The following is a 24274-nucleotide window of genomic DNA, read 5'->3' on the forward strand; positions in this document are numbered from 1 at the left end:
AACATGACTTCAGCACAACTTAGAGAATTATCACGTCAGCTCGTTCGACAGCTTGGAATGCTCGACAAGGATTGTGGTGATATTGCCCTACCTCCGATTCAAGCGCATACGCTTATCGAACTAGAGCAGCAGCCATTAACCGTGAATCAATTAGCGGATAAGCTCAATATTGATAAGTCCAACGCCAGTAGAGCAGTCAATAATCTAGCGAAGAACTCGTTAATCCAAACCTCGCCACACCCCAACGATAAGCGCAGTGTTGTTGCTTCAGTAACAGAGCAAGGGATAAACACTCTTGCCAAACTTCACAATCAACAAAATCAATTTTATGACTCGGTACTTGAGCGTTTAACGGAAGCGGAAACTCAACAAGTTTCGGGGGGAATCGAGCACTACCTTAAAGCACTGCAACAAAGCCACGCTTCAAGTGATGTGGTGGTTCGTCCCCTACAACAGCAAGACAACACCGTAGTGGCCAATGTAATTCGCCAAGTCTCTTATGAGAACGGGCTAACCGAAGATAAAGGTTATGGTGTAGCAGATCCCACCTTAGAAGACATGTTTAGCGTTTATAACAATGAAAGATCTCAGTATTGGGTAATTGAACTTGATGGAAAGGTTGTCGGTGGTGGTGGATTTGCACCATTAGCAGGGATGCCAGAAGTCTGTGAACTGCAAAAGATGTACTTCTTGCCAGAAACAAGAGGCAAAGGCTTAGCTAAGAGGTTGGTTAATATGTCGATGGAGAAAGCTAAGGAACTGGGTTATCAACATATGTATCTAGAAACGACTGAATGCCTTAATGCCGCAGTAAAACTTTACGAAAAATTGGGCTTTGAACACCTTGATTCAGCTTGGGGAGAAACAGGCCATGACGCTTGTGAGGTTGTCATGGCCAAAACGCTATAATGTGTTTTGAAATAGGGTTAGCGTCGGCAGTTCATCAGATGACAAGCAAGTGAGCGAATTGATTCCTTACGTAACGGGCTAATTACATAACCGCTAACTACGCAAAAAATTACTAACGCAAGAAGCTGGATTCAAGGCGACAAAAGAGCTCTCTTCCTGCCCATCAAGTACCACTTCTAACGAGTATAAATGTTTAGGGTTAGGGTTCTCAATATCAAAAATGATCGGTGCCTCAACCTGGAAAACAACACCCGTATGTTCTGCTCGCACATCTATCGGCATCACCAATGTCATACCATTAAACTTGATTGATGCCGATATTAGCCCCGGCTTTAGCGTTTGATAGATAACATCCACTTTGAACTCACAACCACCACCGTAATGCCAGATCTGCTCTGTCACAACTTGCTCAAGCTTGACGTGACGAACGAACTGCAGATATGGCGCTTGCCAGATTCCGATACGAGAATCCGATTTAGCGACAGCCGGTGAAGAGACTGACTCATCCATATCCTCTTCAAGCAACAGGCTCTCCTCTTCTTCAAGGAAAAGGATCTCAAAACGGTTGCGACCAGACTGCATGTAAGGTCGAATATCTTTACGGTATTCGACTTGGCTGCCATCACAATCAAACACAGCCACACCATTGAGTCGAACTTCCGCAAAGTAATCAACACCTGCCATTACTAACTCAACAAACGGGCACGCCAACATCGCATCATCCACTTCGATGTCATGCATCAGGTGCCACTCTTGCTCTGCGATTTCACTTTCACTCAAGCTATCAGGAAGCTTTGAACTTAACGGAGCCGGAAAGGTAATGTCATCTTGTGGAATAGAGAGATCCGTTAGTGGCGATATTTGCCAAAGACCATCGAGAGGTAATCGCATAGCATTCCTTGAGCTAGATCAATTTTGACCGCATTATAATGAATGAATGCATATAAAGACATTTATTTTTCTGAGGATAAAAAAATGCCAGCTCAAGGCTGGCATTCTTTAAAACTGGGAAGAAATTACTCTTCGTCTTCATCATCTTCGTCAGGGTAGATAGCATCTTCACCTTCGTAGTAAGTGCCCCAACCGTCGTAGATAATGTCAAACTTCTCTGCAAGATTTACAAGCTTCTCAACTTGCTCATCAATCGCTTCTGCATTCAGAGTACACTGCATCGTTGCATCACAACAAAGTAGCTTATTGCCATCTTCGTCTTCTGTCTCTTCAGCTTCAAGCACTTCAAAGCCCATTTTGAATGCTTCAACAACGGCTTTCTCAAGTACTGCGAAATCTTCAGCAAAAAGGTGATGCTCGATATCGTATAGAGCTTCAGGATCGCTACCATCTTCGATTAGTGCTTCAATGATGTCGCGAGTCTCTCCTTTTTGAAATTCAATTAATTCCGCTACTGATAGATATTCATCTTCGTGAGACATGTGTCTGCTCCAGAGTGTTGACTATGAAAAGATCAAATTTGATTGCCACGAAATATGGCATGGATCGTCTAGAAAAGCCACCTAGATCAGGTATAGAAGAGTAAGTTTATCGCTAGATAACAAAGGGGATATCAATTAAAAAGTGAAATCAAAATCACAGAAACAAATTTTCAACATATTATTAACTATCGTGTGTTTTAGCATTTCATTTTTATTGTTACTTTTCGCCTTACTTATCTAAAACTGAGTGGTTAGTCATATCAAATGCATACTGACGATCACTTCATTGGTGCATAAGATCTCATTTAAAAGTAGATAATTGCATAAATTTTGAATGAAAAATCATGTTCACCAAGCAAAATGGATTATCGAATTACTGAAATTTGAGCATAGAACCGCAAAAAGTTTGTTCCAGCATTGAGTCTTTCAATTGGATTTTAATATCACTAATTTTTAATTAATTAGCATTAAAAACCAATAATTGAGAAATAACACAACCTTTACGCAAGTTTCAAAACTTGCATATTACGAACAAGCTTGTCATAAATAGACGCTGGATTAATAGTAAGGATGCAAAATGAGTAAGCTGTACGTTGGCTCCGAAGTCGGTCAATTAAGACGAGTTCTCCTAAATCGACCTGAAAGGGCACTCACCCACCTCACCCCTTCTAACTGTCATGAGTTACTCTTTGATGATGTACTTGCAGTAGAAGCCGCAGGTGAAGAACACGATGCCTTTGCGACGACACTTCGTAACCAAGACGTTGAAGTGTTATTACTGCATGACCTACTGGTTGAGACACTCGCCGTGGCTCAAGCTCGTGAGTGGCTACTGACGACTCAAATCTCAGACTTCCGTTACGGCCCTACATTCGCACGTGATTTAAGAGAATACCTTGCTCAAATGGACAACGAGCACTTAGCCACGATCCTACTGGGTGGTTTAGCCTACTCTGAACTTCCTATTAAATCTTCTTCAATGCTACCGAAGATGCACCGCCCGCTTGATTTCGTTATTGAGCCGCTACCCAACCATCTATTTACCCGCGATACTTCTTGTTGGGTTTATGGAGGTGTCTCTCTTAACCCGATGATGATGCCTGCTCGTCAACGAGAAACGAATCACTTGCGAGCAATTTACCGCTGGCACCCTGTATTCGCAGGCCAAGATTTCATTAAGCACTTTGGTGATGAAGATCTTCACTATGACAACGCGAATATTGAAGGTGGAGATGTTTTGGTTATCGGTAAAGGTGCCGTGCTTATCGGTATTTCAGAGCGTACTAAGCCACAAGGTGTTGAAAACCTAGCCGCTAGTTTATTCAAATCCGGTCAAGCAACCGAAGTGATTGCGATTGATTTACCAAAGCACCGCTCTTGTATGCACCTTGATACGGTAATGACACACATGGATATCGACACATTCTCAGTCTATCCAGAGATCGTTCGTAAAGACCTAGATACTTGGCGCTTAACGCCGAAAGAAAATGGCGAAATGCGAGTAGAGAAAGCTGAAAACTACCTAACAGCGATTGAAGGCGCACTGGATCTCGATCAACTGAAGATCATCACAACCGGTGGTGATAACTACGAAGCTGAACGTGAACAGTGGAATGACGCTAACAACGTACTGACGGTGAAACCGGGTACGGTTATCGGTTATGAGCGTAATGTTTACACCAATGAAAAATACGACAAAGCAGGTATCGAAGTTCTGACGATTCCGGGCAATGAGCTAGGTCGTGGCCGAGGTGGCGCTCGCTGTATGAGTTGTCCTATCGAAAGAGACGGTATCTAATCTAAGCCACAAAACTCAATAAAGCGAACACACTAACTTATCTAGGCCAGTACCATTGTACTGGCCTTTTTTATTAAATTAATAAAATAAATATTCACAAATATAGCATTTTTATGTTTAACTGAGTTCTTCATTGATTCTATATACGCAAGGAGCGAGAGATGGCCTTTAATCTTCGCAATCGTAACTTTCTAAAACTTCTCGACTTTACTCCTAAAGAGATTCAGTTTTTACTCGACCTGTCTGCCGACCTTAAAAAAGCTAAGTATGCAGGTACAGAGCAGAAAAAGCTTAACGGTAAAAACATCGCTTTGATCTTTGAAAAAGCATCCACTCGAACTCGATGTGCCTTTGAGGTAGCTGCTTTTGATCAAGGCGCTCAAGTCTCTTATTTAGGCCCTTCTGGTTCTCAGATTGGTCAGAAAGAATCAATGAAAGATACGGCGCGTGTATTAGGTCGCATGTACGATGGCATTGAATACCGAGGGTTTGGCCAAAGCATTGTCGAAGACCTAGGCGCTTATGCCGGTGTACCGGTTTGGAATGGCTTAACCGATGAGTTCCACCCTACTCAGATCTTGGCTGATTTCCTCACTATGCTTGAGCATGGTCGCGGTAAGCATCTTCACCAAATCAGCTTTGCTTACCTTGGTGATGCACGTAATAACATGGGTAACTCTCTGTTAGTGGGCGCCGCGAAAATGGGCATGGATATTCGCCTTGTCGCGCCAAAAGCATTTTGGCCAGAAGAGCACCTTGTCGAAGAGTGCCAAGCTATCGCGCAAAGTACAGGTGCAAAAATCACGCTGACAGAAGACGTTGCCGAAGGTGTGAAAGGCTGTGATTTCCTTTATACCGATGTTTGGGTTTCTATGGGTGAAGCGCCAGAAGCTTGGGACGAACGTGTTGCTGTAATGACACCTTACCAAGTGAATATGGATGTCATTAAGCTCACAGGTAACCCTCAAGTGAAATTCATGCATTGCCTACCCGCTTTCCACAACAATGAAACCGTGATCGGCCAGCAAGTTGCAGACAAATATGGAATGAACGGCTTAGAAGTCACTGACGAAGTCTTTGAATCGGATTACTCAATTGTATTTGATGAAGCAGAGAATCGCATGCATACCATCAAAGCGGTAATGGTTGCGACTCTGGGCCAATAGCGAATACTGAAAGTAAACAAAAGCTTGATGTAATCGCTTGCGCTCACAAATTGAAAGCGTATAATTCTCGGCAATTTGTCTGAGAGTAGTGAAAATGACGCCAAGCAATGTTGTGATAAAACATAATGATATTGTGAAAACACATAATAAAATTGTGAAAACACATAATAAAATTGTGAAAACACCAAATATTGCTCGCAAGCTAGCATGCTTGCCAGGCCGTCTATTCTGCTTTTCAGCACTTTTTTAAAGCCTCCCATTATGGGGGGCTTTTTTATGGCCAATACATTATTGTGGGGAAGAAGATCATGGCGAATTCGCTCTATCAAAAGCACATCATCTCAATTCCAGAGCTTTCTCGTGAAGAGCTAGAATTAATTGTTCAAACGGCAGGTCAGCTAAAGGCTGAACCAAACCCAGAACTCATCAAGAACAAAGTTGTTGCCAGCTGCTTCTTCGAACCTTCAACGCGAACTCGTCTCTCTTTTGAAACGGCTATTCAACGCATCGGTGGTGATGTGATTGGTTTCGACAGTGGTGGTAACACCTCACTGGCGAAGAAAGGCGAAACGCTAGCGGACTCGGTACAGGTTATCTCTTCATACGTTGATGCTTACGTAATGCGTCATCCTCAAGAAGGTGCTGCGCGTCTGGCTTCTGAGTTTTCTAACGGTGTACCGGTTATTAACGCAGGTGACGGCGCAAACCAACACCCAACACAAACGCTATTAGACCTATTCTCTATCGCTGAGACACAAGGCCGCCTAGACAACCTCAACGTTGCATTCGTTGGTGACCTTAAGTACGGCCGTACGGTTCACTCGTTGACTCAAGCGCTAGCGAAGTTCGATAACATCTGTTTCTACTTCGTAGCACCTGAAGCACTGGCGATGCCAGACTACATTTGCGAAGAACTTGATGAAGCGGGTATCAAGTATCAACTGCTGACAGACATGGAAGATGTCATTCCAGAACTTGATGTCTTGTACATGACTCGAGTTCAAAAAGAGCGCTTCGATGAATCGGAATACGCGCATATCAAATCAGCGTACATCCTGACTGCTCCGATGCTGGAAAATGCACGTGATAACCTAAAGGTTCTTCACCCTCTTCCTCGTGTTGATGAAATTACTGTCGATGTCGATAAAACACCTTACGCTTACTACTTCCAGCAAGCAGAGAACGGTGTTTACGCACGTGAAGCACTGCTAGCCCTTGTTCTTAACGAAACGCTGTAGAGGAGAGATATCATGTCTAAAGAGACTCAATTAAAAGTTGAAGCAATCAAGAACGGAACGGTTATCGACCATATCCCAGCCAACATCGGGATCAAGGTACTCAAACTGTTCGACATGCATAACTCAAATCAGCGAGTAACGATTGGCCTAAACCTGCCATCTTCTGCTCTAGGCGGCAAAGACTTACTCAAGATAGAGAATGTGTTTATCACTGAAGAGCAGGCGAGCAAGTTAGCACTTTACGCACCTCACGCAACGGTAAACCAAATCGAAGATTACGAAGTGGTTAAGAAGCTACCACTAGAACTTCCTGAGCAAATCAACGATGTGTTTGAGTGTCCAAACACCAACTGTATTACTCACAATGAGCCCGTAGAAAGCAGCTTTAAGATCTTTGAAAAGAAAGAAGATATTCGATTGAAGTGTAAGTACTGCGAAAAAGTATTCTCTCGTGAGATCGTGACAGAAAGATAACGTCATACGGCAACGCCGATCGAACGCAAAAACTATTCAATACCTCGCCTGTGCGGGGTATTTTGCTCTTTACCTATCCTGAGTTTGAAGGCACACTAAAAATTGCTTTTTATCCAATAACTGACGGAATAACCAATGACTAAAGTACTTCACACAGAATCTGCTCCAGCTGCAATCGGCCCATACGTACAAGGTGTTGACCTTGGCAATATGGTTCTGACTTCTGGTCAAATCCCAGTAAACCCAGCAACTGGTGAAGTATCTGCTGATATCGCAGAGCAAGCTCGCCAATCTCTAGACAACGTTCAAGCAGTTGTTGAAGCTTCTGGCCTGACTGTAAAAGACATCGTAAAATTAACGGTATTCGTTAAAGACCTAAACGACTTCGGCACAGTAAACGAAGTTTACGGTAAGTTCTTTGATGAGCACGGCGTTGCAAATTACCCTGCACGTTCATGTGTTGAAGTAGCTCGTCTACCAAAAGATGTAGGTATCGAGATCGAAGCTATTGCGGTTCGCAAATAGTTTTTTACCTATAGAATAAACGGTTTCTAGTAAACAAGTTGGCATAACGCTGAGCGTTTATCAGATACAAAAAAGGTTGCCAAATTGGCAACCTTTTTTATTGTTCATCATTTCACTTAGATGATTACTTCTTATTAAGCTCAATCACTTCTTTGTCTAACTCTTCAAGCTTAGCAGCCATCTGCTCACGGGCTAAGTTAGCCAGTTGACGAACATTAGACTTATCGTAATCTTCAGTGCTGATTGGTGGTAGCATTTCAACAATCACATGACCATTGTTCCAACGGTTCAGCTTCACGCCACCAGTTGAGCTACACACGATAGGGATAATAGGTAAGCCAGCGCCAATCGCAGCATGGAAAGCACCCGTTTTGAATGGCAACAAACCACGACCACGAGAACGAGTCCCCTCAGGGAACATCCAAACCGAAACATCACTCTCTTTTAGACTAGTAACCACTTGATCGATCGTACCTACCGCTTTGCTACGGTTAGCTCGGTCAATTAGGATATTACCCGTCAACCAGTATAGCTGACCAAAAAGAGGCATCCACGCTAGGCTTTTCTTGCCTACTGTCACAACTTTAGGTGTTACCGCTGATGAAATCGTGAATAGATCCCAGCTGTTTTGGTGGTTTGCAACGTAAACATGTTGGCCACGAGAGTAAGCATCTTCCGGGATGCGAAGCTCTAACTTCATACCAAAGATTTTTGACATGCGACCGAAATAACGGCCAAAGGTAAATACGTGTTTCGGGTTACGTGGGCTTAATAGACAATAGCCACAACCAAATACAAACATAAGAATCGCAAATATCGCCACTGCGAAAATACGTAATATTGCTATCATTTTGCTCCTCACAACCGCCAAGTTGATTCATCTATTCACACAAAATAGGCAATAGATTCACTTGCGGTAAATACAACTATAAAAAAGCCGAAACCAAGGTTCCGACTTTTATGTTTTCATCTTACTGATTCATGAATCCACTAACCTAAGTTAGTTCGACTCGCTAAATCGTGTAATGTTTGCGCCTAAAGCTGAAAGTTTATCTTCAATCTTATCGTAGCCACGATCGATGTGATAAATACGGTCAACGATAGTTTCGCCTTGGGCAATACAACCAGCAATAACTAGACTCGCAGATGCACGAAGATCCGTTGCCATTACTTGAGCGCCGCTTAACTTCTCAGTTTCACCACAGATAGCCGTGTTGCCTTCGATTTCCGCTTTTGCGCCCATTCGCTGTAATTCAGGAATGTGCATAAAGCGGTTTTCAAAGATAGTCTCAGTGATAACGCCACTGCCCTTCGCCATCATATTGAGCAGAGTAAACTGTGCTTGCATGTCGGTAGGGAAACCTGGGTGAGGTGCTGTTACGATTTTCACCGCTTTCAGCTCACGATCTGTCATATCAAGGCTGATCCAGTCTTCGCCCGTTTCAACCTTCGCACCCGCTTCTTCAAGCTTCGCTAATGCAGCTTCAAGAAGATGAGCGTTGGTGTTGCGACAAACCACTTTACCGCCAGAAACAGCAGCAGCAACAAGGAACGTACCCGTTTCGATACGGTCAGCAACCACAGAGTGATGACCACCACCAAGACGTTCAACGCCTTCGATAGTAATCGTGTCTGTACCTGCGCCAGAAATCTTAGCACCTAGTTTGTTTAGGAAATCAGCCGTATCAACAATCTCAGGCTCACGCGCTGAGTTATCTAATACAGTTGTACCTTCCGCTAGCGTTGCTGCACACATGATAGTAATGGTGGCACCCACACTTACTTTATCCATCACGATGTGCGCGCCTTTCAAACGGCCGTCAACACTTGCTTTTACATAACCATCTTCCAACTTAATGGTCGCACCTAGTTGCTCTAGGCCATGGATATGTAAATCAACAGGTCGAGCGCCAATTGCACAACCACCAGGAAGTGACACTTGGCCTTCACCAAAACGAGCGACTAGAGGACCTAAAGCCCAAATAGAAGCACGCATTGTTTTTACTAAATCATAAGGCGCACAAAATTCATTAATCTCGCTGCCATCAACATGAACACTACCGTTACGTGATACTTTTGCGCCTAAACGCTTAAGTAGTTCCATCGTAGTATCGATGTCACGTAGGTGAGGAACATTACTCACTTCAACCGGCTCTTCAGCAAGGATTGAGGCGAATAAAATAGGTAGCGCTGCATTTTTTGCGCCTGAGATCGTCACTTCACCGCTTAACGGCTTATCCGATCCAATAACTCGAAACTTTTCCATCATAAACCTTAAAGTGACATCAGTTTCTTATCACGTTCCCACTCTTCTGGCGTGAAAGCCTTAATAGAAAGAGCATGGATGTCATTGCGTTGAATGTATTCCATTAGTGGGCCGTAGATTAGTTGCTGCTTCTTAACTCGATTCATGCCGTCAAAACATGCATCAACCGCAACAACTTCATAATGACTGCCTTCACCCTTCACGAAAATTTCCTGAAGGTTCAGTGCCGCTGCTAATAATTCTTGTACTTTTGTGCTGTCCACAAATAGCTCCTGCCTAATTTTTTATGTGTTCTGCCATCATTGGCTGGATATTGCTCAATTGGAACAACGTTCGTAATTGTTCTGGCACGAAACTGAGCATTATATGACAGTTTTGATTTTTTGCATGCTCTAATAAGTGAATTAGCATCACCATTCCTGCTGAATCGACTCGATTTATATGGCTAAGGTCAATTTCAACGCTCGATTCCGTCGTTTGCCACTTTTCCAATATACGCCAGATTGCAGGGACACTGTCTCGGTCTATATCACCGAGCAGCTGATACTCTTTAGAGCTTAGTTCTTGCCATTGAGAGTGGCTCATTATTTATTACTCTCAAAACGAATCGGTTGTGCTGCAAGTTTCTCTAATTCATCGGCAACTTGTAAGATGCCTTCTTGACGAATTTTAGTATTCCACTCTGATTGCTTGCTCGATAATAGGCTAATACCTTCAGCAACCATATCAAACGCCTTCCACTCGCCCGACTTCTTGTCTTTGCGTAACTTAAATTCAAGCTTAATGTTTGGTCGCGGCGTATCTATGATACTAACCTTAATACTGGTAATACGGCTATCTGCTTTGATTTTTGGTTCTGGACCAAATTCAATCGTCTGATCTGTGTACTGAGTCAGTACTTGAGCGTAAGAAGAAACAAGGTATTTACGGAACGCATCGATAAACACGCCCACGTCTTTTCTATCCGCGCCTTTCAAGTTTGGACCTAGCAGTTTAAGAGCTGCATATTGAGCATTAACATAGGGCATCAACTCTTCTTCCACAATGACCTTCAATAACTCAGGATCTTGCTGGATATTCTCTTGCTCACTCTTCAAACGATCAAATGCCACTTCAGCAACTTGCGTCATCATCTGATAAGGCTGAGTGCGATCAATCGATTCTTCAGCAAGAACTTGAGTCGACATCAGCAAAGCAACCGCAGTTATAAACCATTTTTTCAATAGGCTATTCGTCTTTAACATGAGACTACTCCTTAGCTTCATTATCATCAGAACCGCCAACGCTATACAGCACCTGGCCTATCAAATCTTCGAGCACTAATGCTGATTTGGTGTCTTCAATCGAGTCACCATCAACCAACATCTCTTCATCTTCAAAAATGAAGCCAGGAACAAGACTGATGTATTGCTCACCAATTAAGCCAGACGTTAAGATTTGAGCACTAGAGGTATCTGGAAATTGTGAGTACTTCGCATCAATAGATAATTCAACGACAGGAAGGTAACTCTCGGTATCAAGCTCAATACTTTTAACTCGACCGACAACGACGCCACCCACCTTCACTGGAGAGCGAACTTTTAGGCTACCAATGTTGTCAAAAGTCGCTTTTAGATTGTAAGTATGGTTCGAACCTAAGCCTTTTACGTCAGCGACTTGAAAGATCATGATTAAGATTGCGCAAATTCCGACAATAACAAAGGTGCCGACCCATAATTCTAATTTTCGAGTTTGTTGCATGATTAATTCCCAAACATCAATGCGGTAAGAACAAAATCTAGCCCTAATACCGCTAGAGAAGAGTGCACTACAGTGCGTGTGGTTGCCTGACTAATACCTTCTGAGGTCGGTACCGCATCATAACCATTAAAAAGTGCGATCCAAGTTACTGTGATAGCAAAGACCATACATTTGATCGTGCTGTTACCAATATCTCGACCTAGCTCAACGGAAGACTGCATCGCTGACCAGAAACTGCCGTGGTCAATGCCCTTCCAATCAACACCAACTAACTGAGCCCCCCAAATCCCGACCGCCATAAAGATCATAGCGAGCAGTGGCATTGAGATAAGCCCGGCCCAAAGGCGTGGCGCAATAATGCGTTTGAGAGGATCGACGGCCATCATTTCAAGGCTAGAGATCTGTTCGGTTGCTTTCATTAAGCCGATCTCAGCCGTTAATGCTGAACCTGCGCGGCCTGCAAACAATAACGCAGTCACCACTGGGCCCAACTCACGTAACAGTGAAAGCGCGACCATTTGACCAAGGTTACCTTCAGCACCGTAGTCGATTAACACGACATAGCCTTGCAGGCTGAGCACCATGCCAATAAACAAACCCGAAACTAAAATGATAGCTAATGACTGAACACCAACGCTATAAAGTTGTTTAACGAATAAAGGGAAATTCTTTAGTCTCGGGATGCCAAACAAAGCCCCAAATAACATCAGGCTTGCTCGACCAAATGACTCACAGATCGCAAGTGTTCGCTTACCGACACCCGCAATAGCTTTAACAATCATATTAAAACAAATCCTCTTTTAAGCTCTTCGCAGGAAATCTAAACGGCACAGGGCCATCCGCGTCACCTTGCAAAAATTGCTGCACTCTCGGATCGCTGTTGTTGTACAACTCATCAGGCGCACCAGCAGCAATGATTTTTCCATCAGCCATCAGATAAACCCAATCGGCAATACTCATCACCTCAGGCACATCGTGAGAAACGACAATAGAGGTTAAGCCCAAAGCTTGATTGAGATTACGGATCAGCTCAACCAAGACGCCCATAGTGATCGGGTCTTGGCCAACAAATGGTTCATCGTACATGATGAGTTCTGGATCCAATGCGATCGCACGAGCCAACGCGGCACGTCTCGCCATCCCACCAGACAATTCACTCGGCATCAATTGCGCAGCACCTCGTAACCCTACCGCTTCAAGCTTAAGTAATACGATGGTACGAATGAATTTTTCATTAAGTTCAGTGTGCTCTCGCAGCGGAAACGCCACATTATCAAAGACATTAAGATCAGTAAAAAGTGCACCCGATTGGAAAAGCATGCTCATTTTCTTGCGGGCTTGATATAGCTTACGACGTGATAATGCAGGGATACTGTCGCCATCAAACCAAATTTCGCCCTCATCTGGCGGTAATTGTCCGCCAATCAAACGCAGCAAGGTCGTTTTACCGATCCCTGACGGGCCCATGATTGCGGTTATTTTGCCTTGAGGCACCTCTAAACTGATGTCATCAAAGATAACGCGCTCACCGCGTGAGAAGCTGAGGTTCTTAACTTTCACAAGCTCAGTGTTCAACATATTTTTGTTGTTTCCTTGCTTTAAAATACGCCAATTATGGCTGCAATAATAATGAGTCTACTTTAGAATTAAAAGCACTGTTCAATTAATTCATATTAAACTGGAATCTATGCAGGGATTTGAAAGCATTAGAAAATTATCTATTGAGCTCTCTTTCTTGCCTGCTAACTGGTAATTAATTTGCCGAGTGACTTCCCTTTTATCTAGCAACAGGTCAAAATTAGCGGTTAATTCTCCGTTTTTTATTAATTTTTTAGGAATCATCATGCTTGAAGCGATTGCGTTTCTTATTATCGGTCTAGGTTTTTTGGTGTGGAGTGCAGATAAGCTGGTTTACGGCGCCGCTGCTCTTGCTCGCAACTTTGGTATCTCACCATTAGTTATCGGTATGACGATTCTAGCAATGGGGTCTTCGGCTCCTGAAATGATGGTTTCAGCAACAGCTGCTCTTGATGGAAAAACAGATACGGCTGTAGGTAACGTTCTCGGTTCAAACATCGCCAACATCGCACTGATTTTGGGTATTACAGCGCTTATCAAACCGCTATCAATTAGCTCTGGTGTGATTCGCCGTGAACTACCATTGATGATTGGTGTCACTCTACTAGCGGGCGCTTTGCTGTGGGACAACCATTTAGGGTTCTACGAAGGCGTATTATTGTTTGTTCTTTTTGCCGCATTCTTATTCGCGATGCTGCAAATCAGCCGCAGTGAGAAAAAGAACGGCGATGCCTTCCTTGAAGAACAAGAATCTGAAGTTCCTGAAGGTGTGAGCAACCCTAAAGCCGCAATGTGGGTGGTAGTTGGTCTGATAATACTGCCTCTAGCTGCCAACATGTTGGTTGATAACGCCGTTGTTATCGCGAAGTTATTTGGCATGAGCGACCTTGTGATTGGTTTAACCATTATTGCCGTTGGTACAAGCCTGCCTGAGCTAGCAGCATCACTTGCTGGCGTAATGAAGGGGGAGGATGATATGGCCGTGGGTAATATCATTGGCTCGAACGTATTCAACATCCTTGCTGTTATGGGTATCCCTGGCATCCTAAACCCTTCAGTCTTGAGCGAGTTTGCGATGGGTCGTGATTTCTGGGTAATGCTAGGTGTATCGCTACTGCTTGTCGTCATGGCGCTAGGTAAATCACGTAGTGTGAATCGTATTGAAGGCGGTGTGTTAATAGTGACATTCGTGGCCTACCAAGCTTACCTACTTATGAACATGTCAGCTTAATTATTGATTTAACTTCCCGTACTTGGAGTATTTAATGTCTCAGTCATTCGATTATCGCAGTGTTGCAAAGCAAGTTTTGGAAACCGAAGTTGCAGGTCTTACTCAATTGGACCAATATTTTAATGATGACTTTTGCAAAGCTTGCGACCTTATCCTGAACAACAAAGGAAAAGTGGTTGTGATGGGCATGGGGAAATCTGGCCACATCGGAAAAAAAATAGCAGCAACACTAGCAAGTACTGGGACATCCGCTTTCTTCGTACACCCAGGGGAGGCTGCGCACGGTGACTTAGGAATGATCGGGGCTGGCGATGTTGTGATAGCAATATCCAACTCTGGCGAATCAGGTGAAATCCTAAGCTTATTCCCGGTATTGAAGCGTTTGAACATCAAGATTATCAGCATGACAGGTAAGCCAGCATCAAACATGGCGACTTTGTCTGATATTCATTTACAAATATCAGTGCCAGAAGAAGCGTGCCCATTAGGGCTTGCACCAACAACCAGCACCACGGCAACCTTGGTGATGGGTGATGCATTAGCCGTCGCACTGTTACAAGCCAGAGGCTTTACTGCGCAAGATTTTGCTTTGTCCCACCCTGGCGGCGCTTTGGGTCGACAACTATTATTGAAGCTTGAAGATATCATGCATACGGGCGATGCACTTCCAGTGGTAGCACCGGAAGCATTGGTACGAGACGCTCTTTTGGAGATATCTCAAAAAGGCTTGGGGATGACGGCAGTCGTGGGTGAAGACGGTCTAATGGCCGGTATTTTTACTGATGGTGATTTGCGCCGTATCCTAGACAAGCGCATCGATATCCATGATACGCAGATCGGCGACGTGATGACGCTAAATCCGACGGTAGCAGAACCAAACATGCTCGCGGTTGAGGGTTTGAACTTGATGCAAGCTAAGAGCATCAATGGCCTAATGCTGTGCCATGAAGGCAAACTAGTCGGAGCGTTAAACATGCATGACTTACTGAAAGCAGGAGTAATGTAATGACACAGACAGTCGAAACTCTATACGGCACGGTAGATTCAGAAGTGTTTGCCGTAGCAAAAGAGATCAAATTGCTTATTTGCGATGTCGATGGCGTATTCTCAGATGGTCGCATCTACATGGGCAACAACGGTGAAGAACTGAAAACCTTCCACACTCGTGATGGCTATGGCATTAAGTCACTGATGAACGCTGGTATCGAAATCGCGATCATCACTGGCCGTAAATCTCAAATTGTTGAGAATCGAATGACCGCTCTCGGTATTAAGCTTATTTACCAAGGTCAGGATGATAAAGTTAAGGCATACCAAGATATTTGCGATAAGCTTTCTGTAAATCCTGAAAATACGGGCTACATCGGAGACGATCTGATCGACTGGCCTGTGATGGAAAAAGTTGGCTTGAAAGTATGTGTTGCAGATGGTCATCCACTACTTGCAAAGCGTGCAAATTACGTGACAACCATTAACGGTGGTCACGGTGCGGTACGTGAAATTTGCGACCTTATTTTACAAGCAAGAAATGAACTCGACGTGCATAAAGGTTTAAGCATATGAGTTTTACTCGTATTATCTATTTAATACTCATATTTATTGCCTCTTGGTCGACCTATTACTTGTACGACAAAGAGCAAACATCAACGATACAAGTGGCTCCAAATTTGGAGCTGCCCGCGTTTAGTGGCAAAAGTCTAAACAACATTAGCTATGACGAAAGCGGTATTCGTAGCTATCAGGTTGAATCGACGTATTTAGAGCACTACTCAGTGGTTGGCGATACGCACTTTCAAAACCCGGTTCTTTCGGTATTCCGAGAAGGGCACACGATTGAATGGCAAGTCACCGCTGATCGCGCGATTATGGATGAGAATCAAGTTGTCACGTTTTATGACAACGTCGTGGCAAAGAACCTGTTGCCAGAAGCCAGCTTCGATACAATGACCACAGATAAAATGGTTGTTGAGCTGCCTAGCCGAGATTTTTATTCAGAGACTCCGGTCCATATGATCGGTACATTTTTTGAAACTGAGGGACAAGCAATGAAAGGTAACTTCGGTACCAACAATGCAACCCTCTTTAATTCTGTTCAAGGTAGATATGAAACTCTTACACCTTAGTTTATTCGCTTTGACCCTTGCGGCGCCTAATGTCTATGCCCTTTCTTCGGATAGCGAGCAACCTGTCTACATTGACTCAGACAGCCAGCAATTGGATATGAAAAGTAACCAAGTGACTTTCCTTGGTGATGTAAACCTTAAGCAAGGCAGCATCAATATCAATGCCGATAAGGTTATTGTTACCCGCAACGCCGTAAACGGTGAGATTGAAGAAATTCAAGGCTTCGGTAAGCCAGCGACCTTCTCTCAACTGACTGACGACGGGAAGACACTCTACGGTGAAGCTGATGACTTACATTACCAGCTTGTTGCCGACAAATTGATCATGACTAAGAATGCAATGCTATCTCAAGATGGCAGCATCATTCGTGGCTCTAAGATCACCTACCAGATCGGCTCTCAAAAATTAGTCGCTGACAGTGGTGAAAACAAACGAGTGTCAACGGTTTTACAACCAACGGAAGTGAATAAGTAACGATGGCTGTTCTTAAAGCAAAAAACCTAGCGAAAACCTACAGCAAGCGCAAAGTTGTTACCGATGTAAGCTTGCAGGTAGAGTCAGGCCAGATCGTTGGTCTGCTTGGCCCTAACGGTGCGGGGAAAACGACCTCTTTCTATATGATAGTAGGCCTGGTTGCGCGTGATGAAGGAACTATCAGCATTGACGACCGTGACATCAGTATCTTGCCAATGCACAGTCGTTCTCGTCTTGGTATCGGTTACCTACCGCAAGAAGCATCGATTTTCCGTAAATTGTCTGTTGAGAACAACATCATGGCCGTTTTACAAACCCGTGATGAGATGACTAACGAACAGCGCCAAGATAAGCTGGAAGACCTTCTAGAAGAGTTCCACATCCAACATATCCGCACCAGTAATGGTATGGCTCTGTCAGGTGGTGAGCGTCGTCGTGTGGAGATTGCTCGAGCTCTAGCAGCAAACCCGCAATTCATTCTGCTGGATGAACCGTTTGCCGGTGTTGACCCGATCTCAGTTATCGATATCAAGAAAATCATTGTTCACCTACGTGATCGCGGCTTGGGCGTTTTGATTACCGATCACAACGTTCGTGAAACATTAGATGTGTGTGAAAAAGCTTACATCGTAAGCCAAGGACACCTGATCGCTGAGGGTACTCCTGAAGATGTTCTCAATAACGAACAAGTTAAACAAGTTTATCTAGGCGAACAATTCCGTCTATGATTATATAGAGAGTATCGAGAGTTCTAAGAATAATAACTAGGTAAGTCACACTGAATGAAACCCTCATTACAACTTAAGCTAGGCCAACAGTTAGCAATGACTCCTCAATTGCAGCAAGCGATTCGTTTGTTGCAATTGTCTACTTTAGATTTGCAGCAAGAGATTCAAGAAGCACTTGAATCTAATCCACTACTCGATGTCGAAGAAGGCAATGAAGATACGCCTACATCGGAAGAGAAACCTAGCAGTGACGAGAAAGAAACAGTTGAAGCCACAGAGCAAGATTTACCTGATAGTTCAGACTTAATCGAAAAATCAGAAATTGGCAACGAACTAGAAATCGACACAACTTGGGAAGACGTCTACAGCGCCAACACAGGTAACACGGGTATTGCGATTGATGACGACATGCCTGTTTATCAAGGCGAAACGACTCAAAGCCTACACGATTACCTACTTTGGCAACTCGACCTAACACCATTCTCTGAAACTGACCGAAGCATTGCTTTCGCGCTGATTGATGCCATTGATGACTATGGCTACCTCACCGTATCTTGTGAAGATATCCTTGAAAACTTCGATAGCGAAGAAGTAGAGCTTGATGAGATTGAAGCCGTCCGCAAACGAGTTCAGCAGTTTGACCCGCTGGGTGTCGGTTCAGTGAACCTACAAGATTGCTTGTTACTGCAACTGGCAACCTTTCCCCAGGATACCCCTTGGCTTAACGAAGCTAAGTTAGTACTTACTAGCCACATCGACCAACTCGGTAACCGCGATTACAAATTAGTCATCAAAGAAACCAAGCTGAAAGAAGCGGAACTACGTGAGGTTCTGCAGCTGATTCAGCAACTGGATCCTCGACCTGGCAGTAAGATTACACCGGACGAAACTGAATATGTGGTTCCAGACGTAACGGTGTTCAAAGATCTTGGAAAGTGGTTAGTCACCATTAACCCTGATAGTGTCCCTAAGCTGAAAGTAAATCAGCAATATGCCGCTCTTGGTAGCAAGGGCAGCAGCGCAGACAACCAATTCATTCGCTCAAATTTGCAAGAAGCAAAATGGCTAATCAAAAGCTTGGAAAGCCGAAATGAGACGCTACTCAAAGTTGCGCGATGCATTGTTGAACATCAGCGTGATTTCTTCGAACATGGCGAAGAAGCGATGAAGCCAATGGTTCTGAATGATGTTGCGTTAGCCGTTGATATGCACGAATCCACGATCTCTCGTGTGACGACTCAAAAATTCATGCACACGCCACGTGGCATCTTCGAACTCAAATACTTTTTCTCAAGCCATGTCAGCACTGACAATGGCGGTGAATGTTCATCTACAGCAATTCGCGCACTGATTAAGAAGCTTGTCGCAGCGGAAAATACCGCGAAGCCTCTCAGTGACAGTAAGATTGCTGCTTTACTGGCTGACCAAGGAATTCAGGTAGCTAGACGTACCATAGCGAAATACCGTGAGTCTCTGGGCATTGCCCCATCGAGTCAGCGTAAACGCCTGCTATAAGCTAATTTAGTTAGCTATTAATTTAGTTATAACCTGGCAACCAACTGAAAAGGAAAGTCTATGCAAATCAATATTCAAGGCCATCACGTTGATCTTACCGATTCAATGCAAGACTATGTTCGCACTAAATTCGACAAACTTGAGCGCTTCTTTGATCATATCAATAGCGTTCAGGTTGTTTTAAAAGTTGAGAAAATCAATCAAATCGCGGAAGCTACCCTGCATATAAATCAGGGGGAAATCCATGCGACAGCAACTGATGAAAGCATGTATGCCGCGATTGATTCATTGGTTGATAAACTCGTCCGCCAACTCAACAAGCACAAAGAAAAGCTAAGTAGTCACTAACATGCAATTAAGCGAAGTACTTTCATTGGACTGCACCAAAAGTGCAGTCCAATGCACAAGCAAAAAAAGAGCCCTTGAGCTCATCAGTCAGATCGCTGCAGAAAGCTGTGGTCAAGATTCAACAGAACTGTTTGAGTGCATGTTGAGCCGTGAAAAAATGGGCAGTACTGGTATTGGTAATGGCATCGCTATTCCTCATGCTCGTATGAATGTCAGTGATAAAGCGATAGCTGTATTACTACAATGCCAAGACCCAATCGAATTTGATGCGATTGATAATCGTCCTGTCGACCTACTATTTGCTCTGCTTGTTCCTAGTGAACAATGTAAAGAACATCTAAAAACCCTTTCATGTATGGCAGAACGACTTAACGACAAGCAGACTCTTAAAAAGTTGCGTAATGCTCAAAGCGATCAAGAGCTTTACGACATCATGATCCAAGTGCCAACTTGCGAGCAATAACATGCGATTAATCGTTGTGAGTGGCCAATCTGGGGCCGGTAAAAGTGTTGCGTTACGAGTCCTTGAAGACTTGGGGTATTACTGTGTGGATAATCTTCCAGTAAACCTGCTAAGCGACTTCGTCGAATCGGTACGCGAGATCAATCAAAACGTCGCTGTTAGCATTGATATTCGCAATCTACCGAAAGAACCGCAGTTAGTTACAGAGACACTAGAACAACTAGAAGCCGCCACTGATATTGATGTGAACGTTTTGTTCCTAGACGCAAGTAAGCAAACGCTACTCAAACGCTACAGCGAAACACGCAGAATCCACCCTTTATCGATCGGTCAGGAAAAGTTATCTCTTGAGCAAGCGATTGATTTAGAAAAGACACTCCTAACACCTCTCGCAGAGCAAGCCAGCATTGTGATTGACAGCAGTGATTGCAACCTCTACGAATTGAGCGAAAAGGTTCGATTTAAAGTTGAAGGCAAAGAGAAGCAAGAGCTGATCATTGTCTTTCAATCTTTCGGTTTCAAATACGGCCTACCAAGTGATGCCGACTATGTGTTTGATGTTCGCTTTTTGCCGAATCCTCACTGGGAACCCGCACTACGACCATTAACGGGTCTTGATGCACCCATTCACTCTTTTCTTGAAAAACACTCAGAAGTTCTTGAACTCAAGCAGCAAATTCAAGGCTTTGTTGAGCAGTGGTTGCCAATGTTAGAGAAGAATAATCGCAGCTATCTAACGGTCGCGATTGGTTGTACTGGCGGTAAACACCGCTCGGTTTACCTAACTCAGAAAATTGGTGAATACTTCGAACAACTTGGCCATCAAGTTCAAATCAGACACGCCTCCCTAGAGAAGCACCAACAGGGCTAACCATGGAATTAACTCGAACTGTACTGATCCAAAATCGCTTGGGTCTTCACGCTAGAGCAGCCGTAAAATTGGTTGAGCTTGCACAAAGCTTTGATGCAACCATCACCATCCATAGTGAAGAAGATAAAACAGCAACAGCAGACAGTGTAATGGGGCTACTTATGCTGGAGTCGGCGCAAGGGCAACACATCACCATCCAAGCCGCAGGCACCGATTCACAGCAAGCGCTTGATGCCGTTTGTCACCTAATTGAAGACCGGTTTGATGAGGGCGAGTAGCAAAAAACGCTTCACTCACAACATCTAAAACTCAAACCACGCATCAACCAATATTAATTCTTAGTTCTACCTAAGTTAATGATTTAAATAAGCCCCAGAATTAAGTTACTATTCCAAGCATTGTTAGAATAATGAGATAGGAGGAAAATATGGCAGAGCAATTAGAATTCGACCAAGCTCACCAAACCCTCCAAGAAGTCAGCGAAGCCCTAGAAAACGGCCGATTTGTTCACGTACGCCGACAACTTCAGGATATGGAACCTGAGGATATTGCACACCTTTTAGAAGCCTCCCCTCGCAAAAGTCGTGACGTACTCTGGCAACTCACCGATCCTGAAGACTACGGTGAAATTCTTGATGAACTAAACGAAGACGTCAAAGATGCTCTTGTGTCGAAAATGGCACCAGAGACCTTGGCAGAAGCAACAGAAGGCATGGAAACCGATGACGTCGCGTACGTACTTCGAAGCCTACCTGACGATGTTTCTCGAGAAGTCCTTTCCCAAATGGACTCCGTTGATCGTGCATTAGTAGAAACAGCCCTTTCGTACCCTGAAGATTCAGCGGGTGCGTTAATGAACACCGACGTAATCACGATCCGTGGTGATGTCGATGTTGAGGTCGTACTGCGTTATTTACGTATGCGTGGTGAATTACCTGACGCTACCGATGCATTATATGTTATCGATGACGACGAACGCCTCATTGGTAACCTATCGCTCAGCACACTGATTACGACTCAGCCTGATGTGTCTGTTTCAGAAGTGATGGAAGATGCAGACGAAGCGATCGCAGTCGAAACTAGCGCCTCTGATATCGCTAGCCTATTCGAACGTCGTAATTGGGTGTCTGCTCCTGTTGTCGATGTAAATCAACACCTTGTCGGTCGTATCACGATCGATGATGTGGTTGATGTTATCCGTGAAGATGCCGAACACTCAATGATGAGTATGGCGGGTATGGACGATGACGAAGATACCTTCGCACCGGTCGTCAAATCTGCTCGTCGTCGTAGTGTATGGCTAGGCGCAAACGTTTTGGCAGCACTCGCGGCAGCGTCTGTGTCGAATATGTTTGAGGCCACACTGAATGAGATGGCCGCGATTGCTGTTTTGATGACCATCGTACCTTCCATGGGTGGTGTTGCAGGTAACCAAACCGTCGCTCTAGTGATTCGTGGTTTAGCGCTTGGTCACATTGGTGACAGTAACAAACGCGAACTGCTACTCAAAGAAGCTTCTATCGGCTTCCTTAACGGCATTCTATGGGCCGTTATCATTGGCGGCATAGTGGTTGCTTGGAAAGGCAATTGGATCTTGGGAGGCATCATCTCAGCAGCGATGATGACAAACTTGATTGTCGCGGGTATTGCCGGTGTAACCATTCCTGTGATGCTGAAGAAGATGAATATCGACCCTGCTCTTGCAGGCGGTATGGCTCTGACCACAGTGACTGATGTGATTGGCCTATCGGTGTTCTTAGGCTTAGCCACCATTCTTATCTAACTCATGCTTATCTAGTGTGAATAAACAGATAGCCTATTCTAAGACGAGATGCTGAATACAAAAAGGGAGCCAGAGGCTCCCTTTTTAATAGGTCAGATTTACGCTTCAGGTTTGAGCTGCAGATTTAAACTAAAGCAAATTAAGCAAATTACTCACCCGCGACTTTCATCGATTCAAGTAAGATAGAACCGGTTTGAATTTGTGAACGCGTTTCAACGTCGTTACCTACCGCTACAATCTGAGTGAACATATCTTTTAGATTGCCCGCGATCGTCACTTCCGATACTGGGTATTGGATCTCTCCGTTCTCAACCCAGAAACCTGCAGCACCACGAGAATAATCTCCTGTCACGGTATTAACGCCTTGACCCATCACTTCAGTCACAAGGAAGCCTGTGCCTAACTCTTTTAGCATTTGCTCAAAGTTTTGACCAGTCGATTTAACGAACCAGTTATGAATACCACCCGCATGACCTGTTGGCGTCATATCCATTTTACGTGCGGCGTAGCTCGTTAGCAGGTAAGTTGCTAACACACCGTCGGTGATGATTTCACGATCTTGAGTGAACACACCTTCGCTATCGAATGGGCTTGAAGCCAAACCACGTAAGATATGGGGACGCTCAGAGATATTGAACCAATCTGGCAAGATTTTCTGACCTAGATGATCCAGTAAGAACGAAGACTTACGGTAAAGGTTACCACCGCTAATTGCCATCACAAGGTGGCCAATTAGACCTGTAGCGACATCGTTCGCGAACATAATTGGATATTGGCCTGTTGGTAGCTTTTTAGCATCCAAACGGCTGATGGTTTTTTCTGCGGCTTCTTGACCAACACGCTCAGGCGCCCATAGCTCATCACGATGACGTGCAACGGTGTAGCTGTAGTCACGTTCCATTTCACCATTAGCGCCTTGTCCAATCACACAGCAGCTCGTGCTATGGCGACTTGAGGCGTAGCTTGCTAGTAAACCATGGCTGTTACCATAAACCTTAACACCATAGTGACTGTCGTAGCTTGCACCATCACTTTGCTTGATCTTGTCGCTATAAGCTAGCGCCTGCTTCTCAGCGGCAATCGCAATCTCAGCGGCATAGTCGGGGTTTGGTTCATCAGGGTGGAAAAGATCCAAATCTGGGATTTCTTTTACCATGTATTCTTTTGCGGCAGGACCTGCAAATGGGTCTTCAGAAGTGTACTGAGCGATATCAAGCGCAGCCGCTACTGTTTGAGCAATTGCCTTTTCACTCAGATCAGATGTAGATGCGCTGCCTTTTTTCTGGCCGCGGTAAACAGTAATACCTAGAGCACCATCACTATTAAATTCAACGTTTTCCACTTCACACATACGTGTTGAAACACTTAAACCCGTTGACTTAGTAATAGCGACCTCAGCTGCGTCTGCACTCACTGATGCCATATCCAACGCTTTAGCTACTGCGGCTTCTAGCTCAACTCTTTGCTGGGCGACTTGCTGTTTTACATCCATATCTATTCTAATTTTTTAGGTCAATATTACGTAGGATAACAAGAATTTCGCTTTCTCCCCAAGATTCTTGCTAAAATAGGCAATATATTCGTTTGAGATAGTGACATAGGCAGAAAAG

Annotated in this window: 29 protein-coding genes; 18 read left to right on the top strand and 11 right to left on the bottom strand. The window is 44.2% G+C overall.

All coding sequences use genetic code 11. The annotated features are described in order from the left end of the window. The first annotated feature begins 3 nt into the window (after positions 1–3). Positions 4–909: a bifunctional helix-turn-helix transcriptional regulator/GNAT family N-acetyltransferase gene (locus tag AACR09_RS09205; protein ID WP_017078781.1), complete on the top strand. Its 906-nt coding sequence runs from the start codon at positions 4–6 to the stop codon at positions 907–909. Between the two features lie 93 nt (positions 910–1002). Here AACR09_RS09205 and AACR09_RS09210 read toward each other — a convergent pair whose 3' ends face one another. After that, positions 1003–1800, bottom strand: coding sequence for a glycosyl hydrolase 2 galactose-binding domain-containing protein (locus AACR09_RS09210; protein WP_017078782.1), 798 nt, complete (start codon positions 1798–1800; stop codon positions 1003–1005). A 125-nt stretch (positions 1801–1925) separates the two neighbouring features. Further along, the gene (gene rraB / locus AACR09_RS09215; protein ID WP_004735324.1) at positions 1926–2342 is read right to left on the bottom strand and encodes a ribonuclease E inhibitor RraB; all 417 of its coding nucleotides are present in this window, start codon (positions 2340–2342) and stop codon (positions 1926–1928) included. Positions 2343–2919: 577 nt separating this feature from the next. Here rraB and arcA point away from each other — a divergent pair. From arcA to AACR09_RS09240, 5 genes are all read left to right on the top strand, one after another. After that, positions 2920–4140, top strand: coding sequence for an arginine deiminase (gene arcA, locus AACR09_RS09220; protein ID WP_017110564.1), 1221 nt, complete (start codon positions 2920–2922; stop codon positions 4138–4140). Between the two features lie 161 nt (positions 4141–4301). Then, positions 4302–5306, top strand: coding sequence for an ornithine carbamoyltransferase (locus AACR09_RS09225; RefSeq protein WP_004735322.1), 1005 nt, complete (start codon positions 4302–4304; stop codon positions 5304–5306). 308 nt (positions 5307–5614) lie between these two features. Further along, complete coding sequence (gene pyrB, locus AACR09_RS09230) at positions 5615–6544, top strand: aspartate carbamoyltransferase (RefSeq protein WP_004735321.1); 930 nt, start codon at positions 5615–5617, stop codon at positions 6542–6544. Positions 6545–6556: 12 nt separating this feature from the next. After that, entirely contained in the window at positions 6557–7018 is a 462-nt protein-coding gene (gene pyrI / locus AACR09_RS09235; protein WP_004735320.1) for an aspartate carbamoyltransferase regulatory subunit, read from the top strand. A gap of 135 nt (positions 7019–7153) precedes the next feature. After that, positions 7154–7543, top strand: a complete 390-nt coding sequence (locus AACR09_RS09240) for a RidA family protein (RefSeq protein ID WP_004735319.1) — start codon at positions 7154–7156, stop codon at positions 7541–7543. Positions 7544–7667: 124 nt separating this feature from the next. Here AACR09_RS09240 and AACR09_RS09245 read toward each other — a convergent pair whose 3' ends face one another. From AACR09_RS09245 to mlaF, 8 genes are all read right to left on the bottom strand, one after another. Further along, positions 7668–8393 carry a 1-acylglycerol-3-phosphate O-acyltransferase gene (locus tag AACR09_RS09245; RefSeq protein WP_029222177.1) on the bottom strand — a complete coding sequence of 242 codons (726 nt, stop codon included), beginning with the start codon at positions 8391–8393 and terminating at the stop codon, positions 7668–7670. Positions 8394–8543: 150 nt separating this feature from the next. Next, the gene (murA, locus tag AACR09_RS09250) at positions 8544–9809 is read right to left on the bottom strand and encodes a UDP-N-acetylglucosamine 1-carboxyvinyltransferase (RefSeq protein ID WP_004735317.1); all 1266 of its coding nucleotides are present in this window, start codon (positions 9807–9809) and stop codon (positions 8544–8546) included. Positions 9810–9817: 8 nt separating this feature from the next. Then, on the bottom strand, positions 9818–10072 hold the full coding sequence (gene ibaG / locus AACR09_RS09255) for a BolA family iron metabolism protein IbaG (protein WP_004735316.1): 255 nt from the start codon (positions 10070–10072) through the stop codon (positions 9818–9820). A 13-nt stretch (positions 10073–10085) separates the two neighbouring features. Then, entirely contained in the window at positions 10086–10394 is a 309-nt protein-coding gene (locus AACR09_RS09260; RefSeq protein ID WP_193834376.1) for an STAS domain-containing protein, read from the bottom strand. Further along, positions 10394–10996, bottom strand: a complete 603-nt coding sequence (locus tag AACR09_RS09265) for an MlaC/ttg2D family ABC transporter substrate-binding protein (RefSeq protein ID WP_133146420.1) — start codon at positions 10994–10996, stop codon at positions 10394–10396. The genes AACR09_RS09260 and AACR09_RS09265 overlap by 1 nt, the downstream gene beginning before the upstream one ends. 61 nt (positions 10997–11057) lie before the next feature. After that, a complete protein-coding gene (gene mlaD / locus AACR09_RS09270) occupies positions 11058–11549 on the bottom strand; it encodes an outer membrane lipid asymmetry maintenance protein MlaD (protein WP_017096060.1) in 492 nt (163 codons plus the stop codon). 2 nt (positions 11550–11551) lie between these two features. After that, complete coding sequence (mlaE, locus tag AACR09_RS09275) at positions 11552–12331, bottom strand: lipid asymmetry maintenance ABC transporter permease subunit MlaE (RefSeq protein ID WP_004735312.1); 780 nt, start codon at positions 12329–12331, stop codon at positions 11552–11554. 1 nt (position 12332) lies between these two features. After that, the gene (gene mlaF / locus AACR09_RS09280) at positions 12333–13127 is read right to left on the bottom strand and encodes a phospholipid ABC transporter ATP-binding protein MlaF (RefSeq protein WP_193834377.1); all 795 of its coding nucleotides are present in this window, start codon (positions 13125–13127) and stop codon (positions 12333–12335) included. Between the two features lie 265 nt (positions 13128–13392). Between mlaF and AACR09_RS09285 the strand changes: the two genes are divergently transcribed. From AACR09_RS09285 to mgtE, 12 genes are all read left to right on the top strand, one after another. Continuing rightward, entirely contained in the window at positions 13393–14358 is a 966-nt protein-coding gene (locus AACR09_RS09285; RefSeq protein ID WP_193834378.1) for a calcium/sodium antiporter, read from the top strand. A gap of 34 nt (positions 14359–14392) precedes the next feature. Beyond that, the gene (locus tag AACR09_RS09290; protein WP_017080888.1) at positions 14393–15364 is read left to right on the top strand and encodes a KpsF/GutQ family sugar-phosphate isomerase; all 972 of its coding nucleotides are present in this window, start codon (positions 14393–14395) and stop codon (positions 15362–15364) included. Beyond that, a complete protein-coding gene (kdsC, locus tag AACR09_RS09295) occupies positions 15364–15921 on the top strand; it encodes a 3-deoxy-manno-octulosonate-8-phosphatase KdsC (protein WP_193834379.1) in 558 nt (185 codons plus the stop codon). Before AACR09_RS09290 ends, kdsC begins: the two co-directional genes overlap by 1 nt. After that, positions 15918–16481, top strand: a complete 564-nt coding sequence (lptC, locus tag AACR09_RS09300) for an LPS export ABC transporter periplasmic protein LptC (RefSeq protein WP_004735306.1) — start codon at positions 15918–15920, stop codon at positions 16479–16481. Before kdsC ends, lptC begins: the two co-directional genes overlap by 4 nt. Then, complete coding sequence (gene lptA / locus AACR09_RS09305) at positions 16462–16956, top strand: lipopolysaccharide transport periplasmic protein LptA (protein WP_004735305.1); 495 nt, start codon at positions 16462–16464, stop codon at positions 16954–16956. Before lptC ends, lptA begins: the two co-directional genes overlap by 20 nt. Before the next feature lie 2 nt (positions 16957–16958). Continuing rightward, positions 16959–17684, top strand: a complete 726-nt coding sequence (lptB, locus tag AACR09_RS09310; RefSeq protein WP_004735304.1) for an LPS export ABC transporter ATP-binding protein — start codon at positions 16959–16961, stop codon at positions 17682–17684. A gap of 54 nt (positions 17685–17738) precedes the next feature. After that, positions 17739–19199, top strand: a complete 1461-nt coding sequence (locus tag AACR09_RS09315) for an RNA polymerase factor sigma-54 (protein ID WP_004735303.1) — start codon at positions 17739–17741, stop codon at positions 19197–19199. A gap of 60 nt (positions 19200–19259) precedes the next feature. After that, positions 19260–19547, top strand: a complete 288-nt coding sequence (gene hpf / locus AACR09_RS09320; protein ID WP_004735302.1) for a ribosome hibernation promoting factor — start codon at positions 19260–19262, stop codon at positions 19545–19547. 1 nt (position 19548) lies between these two features. Then, on the top strand, positions 19549–20010 hold the full coding sequence (gene ptsN / locus AACR09_RS09325; RefSeq protein WP_004735301.1) for a PTS IIA-like nitrogen regulatory protein PtsN: 462 nt from the start codon (positions 19549–19551) through the stop codon (positions 20008–20010). A 1-nt stretch (position 20011) separates the two neighbouring features. Then, positions 20012–20881: an RNase adapter RapZ gene (gene rapZ, locus AACR09_RS09330; protein ID WP_004735300.1), complete on the top strand. Its 870-nt coding sequence runs from the start codon at positions 20012–20014 to the stop codon at positions 20879–20881. A 2-nt stretch (positions 20882–20883) separates the two neighbouring features. Next, positions 20884–21159, top strand: coding sequence for an HPr family phosphocarrier protein (locus AACR09_RS09335; RefSeq protein WP_004735299.1), 276 nt, complete (start codon positions 20884–20886; stop codon positions 21157–21159). Between the two features lie 149 nt (positions 21160–21308). After that, complete coding sequence (mgtE, locus tag AACR09_RS09340) at positions 21309–22664, top strand: magnesium transporter (RefSeq protein ID WP_004735298.1); 1356 nt, start codon at positions 21309–21311, stop codon at positions 22662–22664. A gap of 148 nt (positions 22665–22812) precedes the next feature. On the opposite strand, the gene pmbA is transcribed toward mgtE, so the two are convergent. Further along, complete coding sequence (pmbA, locus tag AACR09_RS09345; RefSeq protein ID WP_017086694.1) at positions 22813–24156, bottom strand: metalloprotease PmbA; 1344 nt, start codon at positions 24154–24156, stop codon at positions 22813–22815. Between the last annotated feature and the right edge of the window lie 118 nt (positions 24157–24274).

The organism is Vibrio sp. OPT20, from assembly GCF_963889365.1.
GTDB lineage: Bacteria > Pseudomonadota > Gammaproteobacteria > Enterobacterales > Vibrionaceae > Vibrio > Vibrio splendidus.